General features: G+C 68.3%; 15 protein-coding genes. 5 read left to right on the forward strand and 10 right to left on the reverse strand.

All coding sequences use genetic code 11. The features are described from left to right. Positions 1 to 41: 41 nt before the first annotated feature. Positions 42 to 1,046, reverse strand: coding sequence for a type I glyceraldehyde-3-phosphate dehydrogenase (gene gap, locus ACZ0AE_RS15775; protein WP_448134292.1), 1,005 nt, complete (start codon positions 1,044 to 1,046; stop codon positions 42 to 44). Between the two features lie 219 nt (positions 1,047 to 1,265). On the opposite strand from gap, the gene ACZ0AE_RS15780 reads away from it, so the two are divergent. After that, the gene (locus ACZ0AE_RS15780) at positions 1,266 to 1,874 is read left to right on the forward strand and encodes an OmpW/AlkL family protein (protein WP_369970412.1); all 609 of its coding nucleotides are present in this window, start codon (positions 1,266 to 1,268) and stop codon (positions 1,872 to 1,874) included. Positions 1,875 to 2,376: 502 nt separating this feature from the next. Here ACZ0AE_RS15780 and ACZ0AE_RS15785 read toward each other — a convergent pair. Beyond that, positions 2,377 to 3,078, reverse strand: coding sequence for an aspartate/glutamate racemase family protein (locus ACZ0AE_RS15785; RefSeq protein WP_463601566.1), 702 nt, complete (start codon positions 3,076 to 3,078; stop codon positions 2,377 to 2,379). A 104-nt stretch (positions 3,079 to 3,182) separates the two neighbouring features. Here ACZ0AE_RS15785 and ACZ0AE_RS15790 point away from each other — a divergent pair, with 104 nt between their 5' ends. Together ACZ0AE_RS15790 and ACZ0AE_RS15795 are read left to right on the forward strand one after the other, a co-directional pair. Beyond that, positions 3,183 to 3,998 (forward strand): S1/P1 nuclease, encoded by an 816-nt coding sequence (locus ACZ0AE_RS15790; RefSeq protein WP_038686556.1) that lies wholly within the window; start codon positions 3,183 to 3,185, stop codon positions 3,996 to 3,998. 9 nt (positions 3,999 to 4,007) lie between these two features. After that, on the forward strand, positions 4,008 to 4,814 hold the full coding sequence (locus ACZ0AE_RS15795) for an MBL fold metallo-hydrolase (protein ID WP_463601567.1): 807 nt from the start codon (positions 4,008 to 4,010) through the stop codon (positions 4,812 to 4,814). Between the two features lie 132 nt (positions 4,815 to 4,946). Here the strand turns inward: ACZ0AE_RS15795 and ACZ0AE_RS15800 are convergent, their stop codons facing one another. Genes ACZ0AE_RS15800 through ACZ0AE_RS15810 form a run of 3 tightly spaced genes read right to left on the reverse strand, consistent with a single transcriptional unit; the run spans position 4,947 to position 7,103 of the window. Then, complete coding sequence (locus tag ACZ0AE_RS15800; protein ID WP_463601568.1) at positions 4,947 to 5,501, reverse strand: hypothetical protein; 555 nt, start codon at positions 5,499 to 5,501, stop codon at positions 4,947 to 4,949. Between the two features lie 17 nt (positions 5,502 to 5,518). Beyond that, a complete protein-coding gene (locus ACZ0AE_RS15805; RefSeq protein WP_463601569.1) occupies positions 5,519 to 6,745 on the reverse strand; it encodes a M56 family metallopeptidase in 1,227 nt (408 codons plus the stop codon). Further along, positions 6,738 to 7,103 (reverse strand): BlaI/MecI/CopY family transcriptional regulator, encoded by a 366-nt coding sequence (locus ACZ0AE_RS15810; RefSeq protein WP_141057423.1) that lies wholly within the window; start codon positions 7,101 to 7,103, stop codon positions 6,738 to 6,740. Before ACZ0AE_RS15810 ends, ACZ0AE_RS15805 begins: the two co-directional genes overlap by 8 nt. Before the next feature lie 118 nt (positions 7,104 to 7,221). Between ACZ0AE_RS15810 and ACZ0AE_RS15815 the strand changes: the two genes are divergently transcribed. Further along, positions 7,222 to 7,779: a flavin reductase family protein gene (locus tag ACZ0AE_RS15815; RefSeq protein WP_463601570.1), complete on the forward strand. Its 558-nt coding sequence runs from the start codon at positions 7,222 to 7,224 to the stop codon at positions 7,777 to 7,779. A gap of 31 nt (positions 7,780 to 7,810) precedes the next feature. Continuing rightward, positions 7,811 to 9,763, forward strand: a complete 1,953-nt coding sequence (locus ACZ0AE_RS15820) for an acetyl-CoA hydrolase/transferase C-terminal domain-containing protein (RefSeq protein WP_463601571.1) — start codon at positions 7,811 to 7,813, stop codon at positions 9,761 to 9,763. A gap of 700 nt (positions 9,764 to 10,463) precedes the next feature. On the opposite strand, the gene tkt is transcribed toward ACZ0AE_RS15820, so the two are convergent. The 5 genes from tkt to ACZ0AE_RS15845 form a co-directional block, all read right to left on the reverse strand. Continuing rightward, on the reverse strand, positions 10,464 to 12,473 hold the full coding sequence (gene tkt / locus ACZ0AE_RS15825) for a transketolase (protein WP_463601572.1): 2,010 nt from the start codon (positions 12,471 to 12,473) through the stop codon (positions 10,464 to 10,466). A gap of 162 nt (positions 12,474 to 12,635) precedes the next feature. Then, positions 12,636 to 13,958 carry a dicarboxylate/amino acid:cation symporter gene (locus ACZ0AE_RS15830; protein ID WP_447595434.1) on the reverse strand — a complete coding sequence of 441 codons (1,323 nt, stop codon included), beginning with the start codon at positions 13,956 to 13,958 and terminating at the stop codon, positions 12,636 to 12,638. Between the two features lie 66 nt (positions 13,959 to 14,024). Continuing rightward, a complete protein-coding gene (locus ACZ0AE_RS15835; RefSeq protein ID WP_463601573.1) occupies positions 14,025 to 15,719 on the reverse strand; it encodes a BatD family protein in 1,695 nt (564 codons plus the stop codon). After that, positions 15,716 to 17,443 carry a VWA domain-containing protein gene (locus tag ACZ0AE_RS15840; RefSeq protein WP_463601574.1) on the reverse strand — a complete coding sequence of 576 codons (1,728 nt, stop codon included), beginning with the start codon at positions 17,441 to 17,443 and terminating at the stop codon, positions 15,716 to 15,718. Before ACZ0AE_RS15840 ends, ACZ0AE_RS15835 begins: the two co-directional genes overlap by 4 nt. Continuing rightward, a complete protein-coding gene (locus tag ACZ0AE_RS15845) occupies positions 17,440 to 18,462 on the reverse strand; it encodes a vWA domain-containing protein (protein ID WP_463601575.1) in 1,023 nt (340 codons plus the stop codon). The genes ACZ0AE_RS15840 and ACZ0AE_RS15845 overlap by 4 nt, the downstream gene beginning before the upstream one ends. Between the last annotated feature and the right edge of the window lie 5 nt (positions 18,463 to 18,467).

Genomic DNA, 18,467 nt, shown 5'->3' on the forward strand with positions numbered 1-18,467 from the left:
CAGGGCCGGGGTTCGCAGGGACTACCGAGGACGCGCCGCGCTTACTTGGCGGCAACAACCTTGGCCATTTCCAGGCACTTGTTGGAGTAGCCCCATTCGTTGTCGTACCACGACACCAGCTTGACGAAGGTGCTGTCCAGCGCGATGCCGGCATCGGCGTCGAACACCGAGGTGTGGGTCTCGCCGCGGAAATCGGTGGCCACTACCTTGTCTTCGGTGTAGCCCAGGATGCCCTTCAGCGCGCCTTCGCTCTGTGCCTTCACTTCGGCGCAGATCTCGGCGTAGGTGGCTTCCTTTTCCAGCTCGACGGTCAGGTCGACCACCGACACGTCCGAGGTCGGCACGCGGAAGCTCATGCCGGTGAGCTTCTTGTTCAGTTCCGGGATCACCACGCCCACGGCCTTGGCCGCACCGGTGGAGGACGGAATGATGTTCTCCAGGATGCCGCGGCCGCCGCGCCAGTCCTTGTTGGACGGGCCATCGACGGTCTTCTGGGTGGCGGTGGCCGCATGCACGGTGGTCATCAGGCCGCGCTTGATGCCCCACTTGTCGTTGATGACCTTGGCCAGCGGGGCCAGGCAGTTGGTGGTGCACGAAGCGTTGGAGATGATGGCCTGGCCGGCGTAGGTGCTGTCGTTCACGCCGAACACGAACATCGGGGTGTCGTCCTTGGACGGCGCCGACAGGATCACCTTCTTGGCGCCGGCATCGATGTGCTTCTGCGCGGTTTCCTTGGTCAGGAACAGGCCGGTGGATTCGATGACGACGTCCACGCCGACTTCGTCCCACTTCAGGTTGGCCGGGTCGCGTTCCTGGGTCAGGCGGATCTTCTTGCCGTTGACCAGCAGGTCGCTGCCGGACACTTCCACGTCGGCCTTGAAGCGGCCATGCACGGAGTCGTACTTCAGCATGTACGCCAGGTAGTCCGGCTCCAGCAGATCGTTGATGGCGACGATTTCGATGTCATTGCCGAAGTTCAGCACGGCCGAGCGCAGCACGTTGCGCCCGATGCGACCGAAACCGTTGATGCCAACCTTGATTGCCATGTTCACAAGCTCCTGCAGCCGCGACGGTGCGGCGCCGATGGAAAGGGGCGCTCATTCTAGCAGGGCCAGACCGGACCCGGTCCCCGGGAGGCGAATGGGAACCGGTTACATGTGGAATTTCCTGGATTGATCCGGATCAAGGCGCGGCGGGCCCGGGACGGGAAAACTGGCCCCATTCCACCCGCAACGAGACACCCTCATGCGCAACACCTCCCCCTCCTGCTGTCCGCCCTGGCCGCCGCACTTGCGCTGGCTGCCGCCCCGGCCATGGCCCAGTCCAAGGGCGACTGGACGATCGGTGCCGGCGTGCACCAGGTCGCCCCGAAGTCCAACAACGGCTCGCTGGCCGGCGGCACGCTGAAGGTGGACGTCGACAACGACGTCAAGCCGACCATCACCGGTGAGTACTTCATTGCCGACAACCTGGGCATCGAGATCCTGGCCGCGCTGCCGTTCAAGCACGACATCAACATTGCCGGCCTGGGCAACGTGGGCAGCACGAAGCACCTGCCGCCGGTGGTGTCGCTGCAATACCACTTCAACAGCAAGGGCAAGGTGTCCCCGTTCGTGGGCGCCGGCATCAACTACACCACTTTCTTCAGCGAGAAGACCAGCGGCGCGCTGGCCGGCAGCAAGCTGAAGATGGACGACTCCTGGGGCCTGGCCGCCCATGCTGGTCTGGATTTCGCGATCAACGACAAGGGCTCGCTGCGCGTCGATGTGCGCTGGATGGACATCGACAGCAAGGTGAAGCTCGACGGCGAGAAGATCGGCACCGTCAACATCGACCCGCTGGCCTACGGCGTGTCCTACGTGTTCAAGTTCTGATCGGCGGATCAGGACTGACAAGCGCAACACCCCTCGCAGCAAGCGTTTATCCCCGGCTTCGGCCGGGGATTTTTTTTGTTTTTTCTCCCATAAGCGGGGCAAGCAGAAACGTGCCTTGATGCTTTCCCGGCACACAGCCGTCGGCGGGTCGGGCGCTGGGCCCCCATGCCCTTTCCGGCGAATGTCCTCCGGCGTCGGCCTGCGGCCGCCCCCTCCCCCTTTATTTCGCCTCCAAGGGCATGGGGACCCAGCGCCCGACCCACCGACAGCGCCAGAAAAGCCTGGCTTCCCCTGCTTACCGCGAGCCGAGCCCCGTAGCCGCCGGTAGGCTCCTGGGCAAAATAAAGGAGGAGGCCGCCCCGCGGCCGGGGGACATTTGCGCCAGGGGCCTACCGGCGGCTACGGGGCCCTCACGCTTGCGGCCGGCCCGATCGGAGATCGCCAGTCGATCCAAACGAGAACCACTTTTCTGGATCGAAAGGCAGCCACCCATGGGGTGGCTCTACCGCGGTGCAAGAAGATGCTGGGCTGCGGCCTGCGCATGCAGCGCTGCCGTGTCGAACAGCGGTACGGTGGCATCCTCGTCGCCCACCAGCAGCATGATCTCGGTGCACCCCAGGATGATCGCCTGCGCACCGCGGTCCACCAGCCGCTGCATCACCGCGCGGTACGCAGCGCGCGATGAATCCAGCACCCGCCCCTGCACCAGCTCCTCGTAGATGATCCGGTGCACCTGCGCACGGTCGTCGGCGTCGGGCACCAGCACCTCCAGCCCGTGCCGCTGCGCCAGCCGCACCCGGTAGAACTCCTGCTCCATGGTGAAGGCCGTGCCCAGCAACCCCACCCGCGCAAGCCCCAGCGCGCTGATCGCCTCCCCGACCGGATCGGCGATGTGCAGCAACGGCACCTCCACCGCCGCCTGCACCTCGTCGGCCATCAGGTGCATCGTGTTGGTGCAGATCACCAGCGCCGTGGCCCCGGCCCCCTGCAGCCGACGCGCAACATCGACCATTGCCGCCGTGGCGGCGGCCCAGTCGCCCGCCCGCTGCATCGCCTCGATATCGGCGAAGTCGAACGACCACAGCAACATGCGCGCCGAGTGCATGCCGCCCAAGGCATCGCGCACCTGCTCATTGATCATCCGGTAGTAGTGCGCCGAACTTTCCCAGCTCATCCCGCCGATCAGGCCCAAGACCTTCTGCACTGCCGCTGCTCCCGTAGTCGTCCAGGCCCCAGCCTATCGCCCGCGCGTGCCGCCAGCCAGATCCGGCCAAGCCGCCCCGCAGGCAGCCCGCTAGAATGAGGCCGATGAAGATCGCCTCCCTGATTCCGGCCACGGCCCTCGCCCTGGCCCTCACCCTTGTTTCCACCGATGCTCTGGCCTGGGGCGCACAAGGCCACCGCCTGGTCGCCCGCGTCGCCGAAACGCGTCTCACCCCGGCGGCCCAGGCCGAAGTGGACCGCCTGCTCGCCAGCGAGCCCGACCCCACCCTGCACGCCATCGCCCCCTGGGCCGACGAGCTGCGCGCCAAGGACCCGGGCCTGGGCAAGCGCTCGGCGCGCTGGCATTACGTCAACATCGGCGAAGACAACTGCCACTACGAAGCACAGAAGCACTGCAAGGGCGGCAACTGCATTGTCGACGCGTTGAAGGTGCAGACCGCGATCCTCGGCGATCGCAGCAAAAGCGATGCCGAGCGCGCCCAGGCGCTGAAGTTCGTGGTGCATTTCACCGGCGACATCCACCAGCCCATGCATGCCGGTTACGGCCACGACAAGGGCGGCAACGACTTCCAGGTGCAGTTCAACAACCGCGGCACCAACCTGCACTCGCTGTGGGACAGCGGCATGCTCAACGAGCTCAAGCTCGATGACGACCAGTACCTCAAACGCCTGATGGCCCTGCCCGCGCCCAAGCTGGGCAAGCGCTCCAGCATCAACACCGACGCCGTGCAGTGGGCCGAGGCCAGCTGCCGCATCGCCATTGCACCTGGCGTTTACCCGGGCAAGCGTACGCTGGCCCCGGAGTATGCCGCGACCTACCGCCCGGTCGCGGAACAGGAGCTGCGCCTGGCCGGCGAACGCCTGGCCGTGCTGCTCAACGCTACGCTGGGCAAACGCTGAGGAACCCCCATGTCACTGCACGTCGCCAGTTTCTTCCACCCCGACAGCCATACCTTCAGCTACGTGGTGCATGATCCGGCAACGTTGCAGGCTGCGGTGATCGACCCGGTGCTGGACTACGACCCGGACACCGACGCGCTCGGTGCCGGGCCGCTGCAGCCGCTGCTGGCACATGTGCAGAACAACGCGCTGCAGGTGCACTGGCTGCTGGAAACCCACGCCCATGCCGACCACGTCAGTGCCGGCCGCTGGCTCAAGCAGCACTGGCCACAGGCCACGCTGGCGATGGGCGACGGGATCGTGCAGGTGCAGAAGACCTTCGCGCCGCGGTATGCGCTGGAAGTGCCGACCGACGGTTCGCAGTTCGACCACCTGTTCGCCGATGGCGAGCATTTCGCACTGGGCGGCATCGATGCCGAGGTGATCGCGGTGCCCGGCCACACCAGCGACAGCGTGGCCTACCGCATCGGCGATGCGCTGTTCACCGGGGACTCGCTGTTCATGCCCGATGGCGGCACCGCCCGCTGCGATTTCCCCGGCGGCGATGCGGCGCAGCTGTACCAGTCGATCCAGCGCCTGCTGGCGCTTCCCGACGGCACCCGCGTGTTCATCTGCCACGACTACGGCCCCGGTGGGCGCGAGGTAGCCAACCAGACCACCATCGGCGAACAGCGCGCGCGCAACATCCACCTGCGCGATGGGGTCAGCGAAGCCGACTTCGTCGCCACCCGACAGGCACGCGATGCAACGCTGGCCGAGCCCGCGCTGATGCACCCCTCGGTGAAGGCCAACATCCAGGGCGGCCCACCAACGTAGAGCGGGGCTCTGCCCCGCTGCCTCACCGGTCACGTAGAGCGGGGCTCTGCCCCGCTGCCTCAACGGTCACGTAGAGCGGGGCTCTGCCCCGCTGCCTTCCTCTGCCGCCGCGCAGCCACCCATGGGGTGGCTCTACCGCCCCTGGCGATGCACGGTCTGTTTGCCTTTCACAATCTCGAAGGTGAAGGCGTACAGCAGGCTCACCGGCACCGGTTCGACGCGTTCGGCGCCGGTGCAGTCACTGCGGTCCCCCGGCACGTGACCGGCCGGGTAGTGGCACACCGCCGCAGGCGAGTAACGCCACTGCGCCACCGCGGCCTGTGCCGCTTCCACCAGCGGTACGTTCTCGGGCATGCCGCCGGCCTTGCATTCGGCCCGGTCAAGCAGCGCCAGGCTGCGCTCCACCCGGCCGTCGGCATCCACCACCACCTGCAGGCAGACCATCGTAGGCGCCAGCTCGCGGCGGGGATCGCGGTCGCCCAACACCGGGTCGGGGGCGGCGTACAGCTGCGGCATCCGGTACCCCTGGCTGGACTGCAGCTGATACGGCTGCACCGCGCCCGCGCCACCGTCGCCATCACTCCGCAGGCGCTGCAGGTTCACGTTCTCCGTGCGGGTGTCCACCGTGTCTGTCGTGGTCAGCGGCTGATGAGCGGCACAGCCGCTCACCAGCAGTGTGAGCGTCATCGCCCGCAGTCCCTGCTTCACTGCGTCGGGGCCTTCTCATTCATCTCGAACGTCATCGGAATCTTCAACGCCGAGGCAACGGCGGTTCCATTCCGGCGCGCCGGCTCGAAGGTCCATTCTTTCGCCGCCGCCACCGAGGCCGCGTCGAACACGCCGGCCGGGGTCGAACTGAGTACGCGGACGTTGCTCGCCTTGCCGCTGGCGTCCACCTCCACGCGCAGCACCACCTTGCCGGAGATGCCCTGGTCGAAGGCCGCTTTGGGATACGTCGGTGGCGTCGTGGTGCGCGCCTGGGCATCCACGTTACCTGCGGCGGCGTTGGCCTGCGCGGCCGGGCCGGTACTGGTCGACGGCCCCGCGCCTGCGCCGCCCTGGCTGGCCCACGCCACCGTTCCCATACCCACGCACAGCCCCATCACCAGCACCTGCCCGGTCATCCACGGCAGTGCTTTCCGCTTGTGTTCCTTCAACATGGCAATTCGCTCCTTCAACATCGGTTGGCTGCGCCAATGGCAGGCCATCGGTGCAACCGGGTGAACCAACTGCGCCTTGAGCAGCGCGTTGGCGTAGAGCCGGCGCAGGGCCGGATGCGGGTCGACCGTGCGTGCGTCGCAGGCCAGCTCCTGGTCACGCAGGAACCGACGCGCCGCCCACGGCAGCAACGGATGGAACCAGAACACGCAGCGCAGCAGGGCCAATACGGCATTGGCCCAGGGATCGCCATGGCGGCGATGGCTGCGTTCGTGCTGCAGAATCAGATCCTGTTCGGCCGGGCTGAAATCTGCCTCGAAGGCCGGGCCCACCACGATGCGCGGTGCCCACAGCCCCACCAACGCCGGCAGGCCGGGGTCGGCGCTGGCCTGCCAGGTGCCGTCGGCGCGCGGCCGCAACGTGCCCATGGCCCGCTCGAAGCGGCGTTGCGCGCGCCAGCTTGCACCGCCCATGCCCAGTGCCCCCAGTGCCCACGCCAGCAGCAGCAACCACGGCCACGCGGGTGCGGCGGGCACCACGACCGGCGCGGTCCAGGCGACGGCGGCGGCCAGCACCGGCAATGCATCGACCATCGGTCCCATCGGCAACGGCAGGTGCAGCGCCACCAGCAGTACTGGCACGCACCACCAACTGCGATACACCAGCGCCGCCCCACCCAAGGCCAGCAACAGCGGTCGCAGCGCGGCCAGCAGCACCACCGTGATTGCCAGCCACACGCTGGCCTGCAGGAGTGCGTTGAGCGACTCAGCCATGGTCCAGCCCCTCGATCAGCGCCTTGAGTTCGGCGATATCCTGCGGGCTCAGTGCTCCGCGCTGGCTGAAATGCGCCACCAGCGGTGCCACCCGCCCGTCGAACAGCTTGTCCAGCATGCCGCTGCTCTGCTCGGCCACCCAGGCCTGGCGCTGCAGCACCGGCGAGTAGAGGTAGCGACGCCCATCGCGGCTGGCGCTGATCGCGCCCTTGGTCAACAGCCGGTTGAGCAGGGTCTTGATGGTGGGCTCGGCCCAGTCACGCTCCGCCAGGGCGGCCACCACGTCGTCGGCGCCCAGCGGGTGGCTGCGCCACAACACGTCCATCACCACCGCTTCGGCTTCGCTGATCTGGCTCATCATTTACATCCGTAATCGACGAACCGATTACGCCCGTAATCGAATCGCGTGTCAACCCCTTCGACGGTCGGTTCATGCGCCCGCTGCGAGGATCGGCGCATTGCCTGCGGAGCCTGCGATGAAACGCTACCGAAAGCTGGACTACCCGGTGGACGAGGTCCGTCGCTTGCTGGAACCCGGCCCGGTGGTGCTGGTCAGTTCGGCGTGGAAGGGCCAGCGCAACGTGATGACGCTGGGCTGGCACACGGTGCTGGCGTTCACGCCTTCGCTGCTGGGGACGATGATTTCCAGCGGAAACCACAGCTTCGAGCTGATCCGGCGCAGCCGCCAGTGCGTGATCAACCTGCCCACCGCCGACCTGCTCGACACCGTGGTGGGCATTGGCAACTGCAGCGGCGCCGAGGTGGACAAGTTCGAACGCTTCGGGCTGGACACCACCCCCGCCCACGACGTGGACGCCCCGCTGCTGGCGCAGTGCCCGGCCAGCTTCGAGTGCCGGCTGCACGATGCCAGCCAGGTGAAGCGGCACGGCCTTTTCATCTGGGAAGTGGTCAAGGCGCACGTGGCGAAGGTGCCGAAACGGCCCCGAACCCTGCACTACCGGGGCGATGGGCAGTTCATGCTGTCCGGCGCCGAAGTGTCGCGTCGCGGTCTGTTCAAACCGGAAATGCTGTAATGGCCCGCATGACTCTGCAGGATGGCGCTGGATGACCGATCACCTTACCGACCTCGACGCGGCCACCGACTGGTTGCTGCAGCGGGTGGACGGCCCGCTGCGCATCGGCGCGCCGCTGGCCCTGGGCAAACCGCATCGGCTGCTCAATGCGCTGTACGCGCGCGTGGAAAACGATCCCGCACGGCCGCTGCAGATCTACACCGCGCTGTCGTTGAACCCGCCCAAGCCCGCCGCGGGTGGATTGGAAGCGCGCTTCATGGCGCCGTTCGCGCAACGCCATTTCGGCGACGACTTCCCGCGCCTGGCCTATGCCGACGCGATGGTCCGCGACCGCCTGCCGGCGCACGTGCAGGTGGAAGAGTTCTACATGCAGTCCGGCGCCCTGCTCGGCTCCTCGCAGGCGCAGCGCAGCTACACCAGCCTCAACTACACCCATGCCGCCGATGCGGTGGCGCAGCGCGCGCCGCATGCGATCGTGCAGAAGGTAGCGATGCGGCCGGACGATCGGCGGCTGTCGCTGTCGTGCAATAACGACATCACCCAGGACACCCTGGATGCGATGGCCGCGCGTGGCCTGCCGCGACCGCTGATGATCGCCGAGATCGACCCGCAGCTGCCCTACCTCGGCGGCTCGGCCACGGTGGATGTGAGCTTCTTCGACCTGGTGATCACCCCGCCGCCGCCTTACCCCGCTCTGTTCGGGCTGCCGCGGCAACCGGTCAGCGATGCCGACTACGCCATCGGGCTGTATGCCAGCGCGCTGGTCCGGGACGGCGGCACGCTGCAGATCGGCATTGGCACACTGGCCGATGCGATCAGCCATGCGCTGGTGCTGCGGCATACCGACAATGCCCGCTACCGGCAGATCCTGCACGCGTTGGATCCGAGCCTGGCCACCCACCCCACCGTGCTCGAATGCGGTGGCCTGCACCCGTTCGAGATCGGCCTGTATGGCTGCAGCGAGATGCTCAACGAGGGCTTCCGGCGGCTGGTGCAGACCGGCGTGATCCGGCGCAAGGTGCATGACGATCTGGGGCTGATGCAGCGCATCGAGAACGGCAGCACGCTGACCATCGACCACGCCACGCTGGAGGCCGAAGGCGAATACCTGCATGGCGCGTTCTACCTGGGCTCGCCGGAGTTCTACCAGTGGCTGCGCGACTTGCCCGACGACGAGCGCGGCGCGATCGGCATGCGCCGGATCAGTGAGATCAACCAGCTGTACGGGGGCAACGAGGCCCTGGAGCGCGTGCAGCGCCGCCACGCCCGCTTCTTCAACTCCTGCATGATCGCCACCGCGCTGGGCGCGGCCGCCTCCGATGCGCTGGAAGATGGGCGCGTGGTGTCGGGCGTGGGCGGGCAGTACAACTTCGTGGCAATGGCGCATGCGTTGCCTGAAGCCCGCAGCGCGCTGATGTTCCGCGCGGTGCGCGAAGACAAGGGCCAGGTGCAGTCGAACGTACGCTGGAACTACGGGCACACCACCATTCCGCGGCACCTGCGTGACATCTACATCAACGAGTACGGCATCGCCGACCTGCGCAACCTCACCGACGAGGACTGTGTGACCGGCATGACCGCGATCACCGATGCGGCGTTCCAGGCCGCGCTGCTGCAGACCGCAATAGCCGCCAAAAAGCTGGACGCCGCGTTCGTGGCACCGGCGCACTGGCAACAGCGCAACACCGCCGCAGCGGTGAGCGCCGCACTGGCCCCGTTCCGCCAGTCGGGGCTGCTGCCGGACTATCCGCTGGGCAGCGACTTCACCGAGGTCGAACAGCACCTGGTGAAGGCGTTGGGCTGGCTGAAGCAGAACACCCAGACCCGCGGCAGCAAGCTGCGCACGCTGCTGGCCGCCCTGCGCCAGCCGGCCGGCGATGGTGACGCGGTGTACCTGCAGCGGATGGGGCTGGATGCACCGAAGACGTTTGGCGAAAAGGTGGAAGCACGCTTGGTGCGCCTTGGGTTGGCGCGCACCGCGTAATGATGAACGCGTGGCCCGGCAATAAAGCGCCGCGCATCGCGCGCCGGTAGAGTCGGTTCCCAAACGACTGCCGACGGCGGTGCAGCATCCGGTAACGCATGACCTGAAACGAAGGCGCGTTTCCGTTCGACGGTCATGCGTCCCAGTAGCGCTCACCCGTGTCGGCAGTCGTTTGGGAACCGACCCTACCCGCAACAGCAACGGCAGATCCATCGCCTCAGCGCCCAAATGAAGCGGCGCGCATCGCGCGCCGGTAGAGTCGGTTCCCAAACGACTGCCGACGGCGGTGCAACATCCGGTAACGCATGACCTGAAACGAAGGCGCGTTTCCGTTCGACGGTCATGCGTCCCAGCAGCGCCCACCCGTGTCGGCAGTCGTTTGGGAACCGACCCTACCCGCAACAGCAACGGCAGATCCATCGCTTCAGCGCCCAAATGAAGCGGCGCGCATCGCGCGCCGGTAGAGTCGGTTCCCAAACGACTGCCGACGGCGGTGCAGCATCCGGTAACGCATGACCTGAAACGACGGCGCGTTTCCGTTCGAAGGTCATGCGTCCCAGCAGCGCCCACCCGTGTCGGCAGTCGTTTGGGAACCGACCCTACCCGCAACAGCAACGGCAGATCCATCGCCTCCGCGCCCAAACGAAAACGGCGCTTCCGTTTCGGGAAGCGCCGTTCGCACTACGTCAGTGGCTGCCCCTTAGTTGGCCAGCTGCGCCTTCGCAGCGGCGACCACCGCATCGGTGGTGATGCCAAAGTGCTTGTACAGCGCTTCGGCCGGGGCCGAGGCACCGAAGGTGTCGATACCGATCACCGCACCGTCCAGGCCCACGTACTGGCGCCAGAAACCGGTAACGCCCGCTTCCACCGCCACGCGCTTGCGCACGGCGTTGGGCAGCACGGATTCGCGGTAGGCCGCGTCCTGGCGCTCGAACACGTCGGTGGACGGCATGGACACCACGCGGGTCTTGATCCCGGCGGCATCCAGCTCGGCCTTGGCGGCCACGGCCAGACCCACTTCCGAACCGGTACCGATCAGGATCACGTCCGGCACACCGCCTTCGGCGTCGGCCAGCACGTAGCCACCGCGCGCGATCTGGGCGACCTGCTCGGTGCTGCGCGGCTGGTGCGGCAGGTTCTGACGGCTGAACACCAGGCAGCTCGGGCCGTCGGTGCGGGTGATCGCCGACTTCCAGCTGACCGCCGACTCGACCGCATCGCACGGGCGCCACACATCGTTGTTGGGGATGTAGCGCAGCGAGGCCAGGTGTTCCACCGGCTGGTGGGTCGGGCCGTCTTCGCCCAGGCCGATCGAGTCGTGGGTGTACACGTGGATGGCGTGCGCCGGGATCAACGCGCTCATGCGCACGCCGTTGCGGGCGTAATCGCTGAACACCAGGAAGGTGGCGTCGAACGGAATGAAACCGCCGTGCAGGGCCAGGCCATTGGCGATGGCGGTCATGCCGAACTCGCGCACGCCGTAGTAAACGTAGTTGGCGTTCGGGTCGTCGGTGGCCACCGACTTGCTGGCCTTCCACAGGGTCAGGTTGGAATGGGCCAGATCGGCCGAGCCGCCCACCAGTTCCGGCAGCAGCGGCGCGAAGGCTTCAATGGCCAGCTGCGAGGCCTTGCGCGAGGCGATGGTCTGGCCGTCGGCCTGCACCTGGGCGATGTAGGCATCGGCCTTGGCGACGAAGTCGGCCGGCAGTTCGCCGTGCGAGCGACGGGTCAGTTCATCGGCTTCGGCCGGGAAATGCGCGGCGTACTTGTCGAACTGCTGTTCCCACTCGGCCTGGCGCAGGGTGCCGGTACCGCCGGCACGCCAGCCGGCGTAGATCTCTTCGGGGATTTCGAACGGACCGTAGTTCCAGCCCAGCTGCTTGCGGGTGGCCTCCAGTTCGTCCTTGCCCAGCGGCGCGCCGTGGCTGGATTCCTTGCCGGCCTTGCCCGGCGAACCGAAGCCGATCGTGGTGCGGCAGCAGATCAGGGTGGGCTTGTCGAACTGCGCCAGCGCGCCGTCGATGGCCGCCTTGATGCTGTCCGGGTCGTGGCCATCGACGCCGCGCACCACGTTCCAGCCATAGGCTTCGAAACGCTCGGGGGTGTTGTCGGTGAACCAGCCATCGGTGTTGCCGTCGATGGAGATGTGGTTGTCGTCCCAGAAGCAGACCAGCTTGCCCAGGCCCCAAGTACCGGCCAGCGAGGCGGCTTCATGCGAAATGCCTTCCATCAGGCAGCCGTCGCCCAGGAACACCCAGGTGCGGTGGTCGACGATCTCGTACTCGGGGCGGTTGTAGCGCTGGGCCAGCAGCTTTTCAGCCAGCGCAAAGCCCACGGCGTTGGCCAGGCCCTGGCCGAGCGGACCGGTGGTGGTTTCCACGCCGGGGGTTTCATGGTGCTCCGGATGGCCGGCGGTCTTGCTGCCGAGCTGACGGAACTGCTTGAGCTGTTCGATCGGCAGGTCGTAGCCGCTCAGGTGCAGCAGCGCGTACTGCAGCATCGAGCCGTGGCCGTTGGACAGCACGAAGCGGTCGCGGTTGAACCACTTGGGGTTGTTGGGGTTGTGACGGAGATAGTCGTTCCAGAGGACCTCGGCGATATCGGCCATGCCCATCGGCATGCCGGGATGCCCGGACTTGGCGGTTTCGACCGCATCAGCGGCAAGGAAGCGGATGGCATTGGCCAACTGGCGGCGGGTAGGCTGCGTCATGGTTCTGAGAGTCGGGAGGCTCCCGCGGAGCTGCGGGCAGCCAATTGTCCCACAGACCTCCGGCGGGGTCAGGCCGGGCGTCGGCTTTCTGAACAAAAACGCCCCGCACGGGGCGGGGCGTTTTCGGGGGCGGTGCGCGGCAGGCCGCGCCACGCCGGGCGGTCAGTCGCGCTTGACCTGTTCCGGCACCGGGCTGTCCTCGGTCTCGCCCTTGGCCACCAGGGTGGTCAGGGCCAGGTCGCCGGTGACGTTCAGCGCGGTACGGCACATGTCCAGGAAGTGGTTCACGCCCAGGATCAGGCCGATGCCCAGCGGGTTGACCCCGACCATGGCGCAGATCATCGCCACCACCGGCAACGAGCCGGACGGCACGCCGGCCGTGCCGATGCCGCCCAGGATGCAGACCGCCATCACCATGATCTGCTGGCCGATGCTCAGGTCCACGCCGAAGAACTGGGCCAGGAAGATCACCGTCACGCCCTCGAACAGCGCGGTGCCGTTCTGGTTGGCGGTGGCGCCCACGGTCAGCACGAAGCGCGACACCTTCTGCGGCAGGCCCATCTGGTCAGCCACGCGCAGCGCGGTCGGCAGGGTGGCGTTGCTGGAGGCGGTGGAGAAGGCCATCACCGTCGCTTCCTGGGTGTCGCGGAAGAACGACAGCGGCGAACGCCCGGACAGCCACACGGCGGTGCCGTAGGTCACCACCATGTGCAGGCCCAGCGCCAGCACCACCACGCCCACGTAGGCGCCCAGGCGGATGATCAGGTCGAAGCCGAACAGCGCGGCCAGGTTGAACATGAAGCAGGCCACCGCGTACGGGGCCAGCCGGATGACCAGGTTGATCAGCGTCATCGACACTTCGAACACGCCTTCCACGGCGCGACGCAGCGGGGCAACCTTCTCCTCGTCGCTGAGCACCATACCGATGCCGAACATCAGCGCGAAGAACATCAGCGACAGGATCGCGCCATTGTCCGATGCGGCCTGCAGCACGTTGCTGGGCACGATCGACAGCAGCATGTCCATGCCCTTGGGGGTTTCATGGATACCGGCGACGATTTCCTTGCTGCGCTCGGCGTTCTCCGAGAGCATCTGCGCGGCCACATGCGGGTCCACCCCGGCGCCGGGCTTGAGCACGTTGACCAGCACCAGCCCGATGCCCACCGCGATGCCCGACAGCAGCACCGTGTAGGCCAGGGTCTTCCAGCCGATCCGGCCGAGCGCGCGGATGTCGCCCATCTCCGACACGCCCATGATCAGCGCCGAGAAGATCAGCGGCACGATCAGCATGAAGATCAGGTTGAGGAACAGGCCCGACAGCGGCGTGGTCACCCAGGCCATCACGCCCTTGGCGACGTCGGTCAGGCCGGGCACGCCCGGGCCGGCGGCGTGCACGATCAGGCCCAGCACCAGGCCCAGCGCGAAGCCAATGCCCATTTTCCAGTGCAAGGGCAGTTTCTTGCGGGTCGTTGCGGCCTCAGTCATCTAGCAGCTTTCCTGTAAAGAATTGAACGAGCTTAGCAAAGCCGGCCCGTCAGGCCCGGCAGCGCATCAAGATCCCGAAGGATATAGAGGCGCCAGCCCATTGTTTTCCGCCACCGCGGCGACCTGCCAGTGCGGTCCGTCATGGAAGGCCCGGCGCAGCGCCTGGCGTGCGGCCGCCACGTCGCCGCCCTGGCCGGACCAGCGCACCCGCTGCATCGCCAGCAGCGCCTCGCGCTGGACCGGGTCGGCCAGCCGTGCCAGCAGGGCCTCCAGGCCCACTACCCCGCCCATGCTGGCCAGCAGCGCGATGATTTCATCCAGCCCTTGGCTTTCCAGCGCGCGCCGCAGTTCCGCGCGCGACACCACGACCGCGGGCGAAACGGGCGGGCCCGGCTGCGGGGCGGTGGCCGTATCCCGGCGCTGCACCCGGCGCCAGCCCCACCACAGCGTCAGCAGCCAGAGCACCGCGAACCCGGTGGCGGCCGCGATCCAGCCCCAGGGACGCGCCGACGCCGGCGGGTCGGCCAATGGCAGCGCGTTGGAGGCCGGCGGCGCCTCGCCCGGCAGCGCCGACTGCGTGTCCACCGGCACCGCGGCGGCGGCACTGCCCGCCCCCGCTGCGGCGACCTGCAGGGTCAGCGCCGGCAAGCTGGCCGTCCGCGCCTCGCCCGCCTTTACGTCCCACCAGGGCATGCTCGGCCCGGGCACGCGCAGGGTGCCCGGCGTGCGCGGCACGATCGAGTAGCGCCGGGTCAGCTTGAGCTGGGGCGTGTTGCCGCTGAAGGTCTCGTCGAACTGGGCCGGTTCGGCGAACACCTGCGCGTCGGGGCCGACGTCCAGCGCCGGCAGTTCCGGGAACTGCGCGCGGGTGGCGCCCTGGGCCACGGCTTCCACCACTACCGTGGCCGCCTCCCCGGCACGCGCCTGGGTGGGGGCGGCGGTGTAGCGCAGGCGCAGGTCGTGCAGCGGCAGCCACGGCTGCGCCGCGTTGGCCGGTTGCGGCTGCACCTGCAGCGTGCGCGTCGGCGCGGTTGCGCGCAGCCGTCCGTCGCCACCGAACATGTCATCGAAGAAGCCACCGGCGGCACGTCCGTTGAACTGGGCGGCCGGCAGCTGCAGCGGGCCGCTGCGTTCGGGAATCAGCAGGAAACGCCGCTCCACCAGGTTGTAGCGGCGGCCATTGACCTCGCGTACCAGGCTGCGGTCTTCACCTACCCGCTGCATCGACGCACCGGCTGGGGTATCCAGCAGCAGTTCGCCCGACACCAGCTGCGAGGCGTAGTACAGACGCACCACCACGCCCACGCTCTGCTGGACGTAGGGGGTAAGGTCGTCGACCTCGGTTTCCATGAAGACCGCCGCGTTACCGGGGACGGCCGCCGGCGCAGCGGAACTGGCGCCCACCTGCAGCAGCAGCGGTGCGGTGCGGTTGGCCCCCACCTGCAACGCGGGAATCTGCAGCGTGCCCGTGCGACGTGGCGACAGGGCCACCGCGTAGAGATTGCGCGCGGTGGTACCGCCCGTGCCCCATTGCATCTGGCGGCTGCTGGTCTGCGCGCTGAGCTCGAAATCAGCGCGCAGGGGCGTGTAGTCCGGTGCCCCGCCTGCATCGCTCTCGATGTTGAGGGTGACCGTTTCGCCGTCGCTGATCTGCTCGCGGTCCAGCCAGGCACGGGTCTGCGCCTGGGCCCAGCTGCTCGCCGCCAGCAGCAGCCAGCAGCAGCCGCGCATCCAGCGTCGCGTGGTCGAAATGGTGCTCATCGTCCTTCCCGTTTCCTGCGTTCGTTTTCGAGTTGGAACTTGGCGCGCAACAGGCTACCCGGATCATCCGGCACCCGCCGCATCCACGCTTCCACGGCCTGGCGCTGCTCGCGCTGCTGCGGGGTTTCCGCGGCCTGCCGTTGCGCCGGGGTGTCCTTGCCGTCCTTGCCCTGCCGCTGCAGCGCCTGTTGCATCTGCTGGCGCTGGGCCGCATCGGCCTGGGCCTGCGCGGCGGGGTTGGGATCCGGGTTGCCGGCGTCCTGCGTGTCCTTGCCCTGCGCGGGCGTACCTGGCGGCTGGCCAGCGTTCTGCTGCCCGGGCTGCTTCGGAGGCTGGCCGGCGTCCTTGCCCGGTTGGCCCTGGCCCTGCGACGGTGGCGAGGTGGGCGGTTGCTTGCCCTGGCCGTCTTTGGGCGGCGCCGACGGCGGCTTGCGCTTGCGGGCGGCATCCACCGCCGCGCGGTTGGCGACCGCATCGGGCATGCCCGGGGTCTTGCGCAACGCCTTGTCATACGCCTCGATCGCGGCGTCGTACTGACCCTGGCGCGCCAGCGCATTGCCCAGGTTGTACCAGCCGACGTCGCTGTCGATACCGTCGAACTGCGCCTGCGCGGCCTTGAAATCGCCCCGCCGGTAAGCCTCCACACCCGCGCCCAGTGCCTGTTGGTCCACCTGGTCGGCACGCGTCCACCACGTGCCTTCGGCAGCATGCGCGGGGGTTGGCAACGCCAGGGGCACCGACAGGCAGGTCACCAGCACCACGGCCAGGCCGCGTCTGCGGAACGCCCACAACGACAGCAGCATCAACGGCGGCAGCAACCAGAACCCTTCATCGCGCCAGGCCATGCCATTGCCGTCGCGGCGATCGTCCATGCTCGTCTTGGGGGTCAGCACGCCCAAGGCGCGCAGGTCGCCATCGTCGCTGGCCATCCGCGCGTACTGGCCGCCCCCGGCACTGGCCACCGCGCGCAGGGACGCTTCTTCCAAACGCGCCTGGGCAATCTGCCCATCGCCACTGCGGTAGGCGGCGCCGGTGGGTGTGCCCACGCCAAGCACCGAGACCGTTACGCCCTGGCGGCGCGCCGCGGTGGCCGCGCTGCTGGCGGCAGCGTCGGCACGATCGGTGAGCAGCAGGATGTCGCCGCTGCGTGCGCCGGACTGTTGCAGCAGCAGTACGGCCGCGTCCAGTGCGCGCTCGGCGCGCTGGCCATCACGCGGCATCACGTCCGGCCCGAGCGCATCCAGATACAGCGCCACATTGGCGGTATCGGCCGTCAGCGGCGCCACGGTGTACGCATCGTCGGCGTACACCAGCAGGGCAACCTCCCCGCCTTTGCGCTCGCGCAGCAGCGCGGCCAGCTTGGCCCGCGCCTGCAGCAGCCGCGAGGGCGGCAGGTCGGTGGCCGTCACCCGCGAGGACAGGTCCAGCGCCACCACCAGCGGCGCCGGCGATTGCCACAAGGGCTGTGCCACCTGCCGCCAGCTGGGACCCGCCAACGCAACCACGGCCAGCGTCCACCCCAGCAGCAACACCATCAAGCCGCCCCACGCACGCTGCCCACCGGCCACCAGCAGGTGGCGCAGCAGGTGCGCATCCACCGCGCTGTGCCAGGCGCTGCCGCGGCGGCGGCGCCAGTACCAGAACGCGGCGATCAGCGGCAGCGCCAGCAGCAGCCATAGTGCGTTTGGACGCACCAGGTGCAGGGCATTCCAGTCGATGTTCATGCCCACCGCCTTGGCAGCAACCACGCCAGGCCGGCCAACAGCAGCGACAGCGCCAACGGCCATGCATACCGTTCGATGCGCGGCCGCACCGCCGGCCCGGCCGATGCCACCGGTTCCAGCCGCTGCAGTTCGGCATAGATGCCGGCCAGCTCGTCGGTATTGCGCGCACGGAAGGCGCGGCCGCCGGTGAGCGTGGCGATCTTCTGCAGGGTGGCTTCGTCAACGGGGTCTTCGCCCGGCGCGATCTGCACCCCGAACAGGCTGAAGCCGCCGTCACCGCCGAAGGCCACGGTGTACACGCGCACGCCTTCGGCCTTGGCCAGTTCTGCCGCGCGCAGCGGCTCGAGCACGCCGGCATTGCTTACCCCGTCGGTGAGCAGGATCAGCACGCGCTGCCCCTGCGGTTGTTCGCGCAGGCGTTTCACCGCCAGCGCGATCGCATCGCCGATGGCGGTCTCACGCCCGGCCAGGCCGACCACGCTGTCCCCCAGTTGCAGGCGCACGCTGGCCAGGTCGCCGGTCAACGGGGTCAACGTGTAGGCGCGTTCGCCGAAGATCAGCAGACCGACGCGGTCACCGGCACGCCGGTCGAGGAAATCCGCCAGCACCGCCTTGGCGGCCGTCAAACGGTCCACCACCTGGTGGCCGAGCAGCATGTCGGCCTCGCTCATGCTGCCGGACACATCGACGGCCAGCATCATCTGCCGTCCCTGCTGCGGCGGCGTCACCGCCTCACCCAGCTGCTGCGGGCGCGCGGCGGCCACGCACAGGCAGGCCCAGGCCAGCCACAACACCAGCCGCCCCAGCCCCAGCGAACGCCCGCCCGCTGCCTCGCCCAACGCCTGCAACTGCGCCGCCGCATAGGGCACGCGCAGGGCGGCAGCGGTGGCGCTGCGCTGTGGCCACCAGCGCATCAGCACCGGCAACGGCAGCGCGGCCAACATCCATGGCCACGCCAGCGTGTCCAACCACGCCAGCCAGCTGGGCAACCAGGCGGCCCAGTGTTCGGGTATCTGCATCGCGA

The organism is Stenotrophomonas sp. AC248, from assembly GCF_979258185.1.

Coding starts and splice junctions, on each gene's coding strand:
- gap (WP_448134292.1), bottom strand. CDS start 1,046: ATGGCAATCAAGGTTGGCATCAACGGTTTCGGTCGCATCGGGCGCAAC.
- ACZ0AE_RS15790 (WP_038686556.1), top strand. CDS start 3,183: ATGAAGATCGCCTCCCTGATTCCGGCCACGGCCCTCGCCCTGGCCCTC.
- ACZ0AE_RS15795 (WP_463601567.1), top strand. CDS start 4,008: ATGTCACTGCACGTCGCCAGTTTCTTCCACCCCGACAGCCATACCTTC.
- ACZ0AE_RS15800 (WP_463601568.1), bottom strand. CDS start 5,501: ATGACGCTCACACTGCTGGTGAGCGGCTGTGCCGCTCATCAGCCGCTG.
- ACZ0AE_RS15805 (WP_463601569.1), bottom strand. CDS start 6,745: ATGGCTGAGTCGCTCAACGCACTCCTGCAGGCCAGCGTGTGGCTGGCA.
- ACZ0AE_RS15810 (WP_141057423.1), bottom strand. CDS start 7,103: ATGAGCCAGATCAGCGAAGCCGAAGCGGTGGTGATGGACGTGTTGTGG.
- ACZ0AE_RS15815 (WP_463601570.1), top strand. CDS start 7,222: ATGAAACGCTACCGAAAGCTGGACTACCCGGTGGACGAGGTCCGTCGC.
- ACZ0AE_RS15820 (WP_463601571.1), top strand. CDS start 7,811: ATGACCGATCACCTTACCGACCTCGACGCGGCCACCGACTGGTTGCTG.
- tkt (WP_463601572.1), bottom strand. CDS start 12,473: ATGACGCAGCCTACCCGCCGCCAGTTGGCCAATGCCATCCGCTTCCTT.
- ACZ0AE_RS15830 (WP_447595434.1), bottom strand. CDS start 13,958: ATGACTGAGGCCGCAACGACCCGCAAGAAACTGCCCTTGCACTGGAAA.
- ACZ0AE_RS15835 (WP_463601573.1), bottom strand. CDS start 15,719: ATGAGCACCATTTCGACCACGCGACGCTGGATGCGCGGCTGCTGCTGG.
- ACZ0AE_RS15840 (WP_463601574.1), bottom strand. CDS start 17,443: ATGAACATCGACTGGAATGCCCTGCACCTGGTGCGTCCAAACGCACTA.
- ACZ0AE_RS15845 (WP_463601575.1), bottom strand. CDS start 18,462: ATGCAGATACCCGAACACTGGGCCGCCTGGTTGCCCAGCTGGCTGGCG.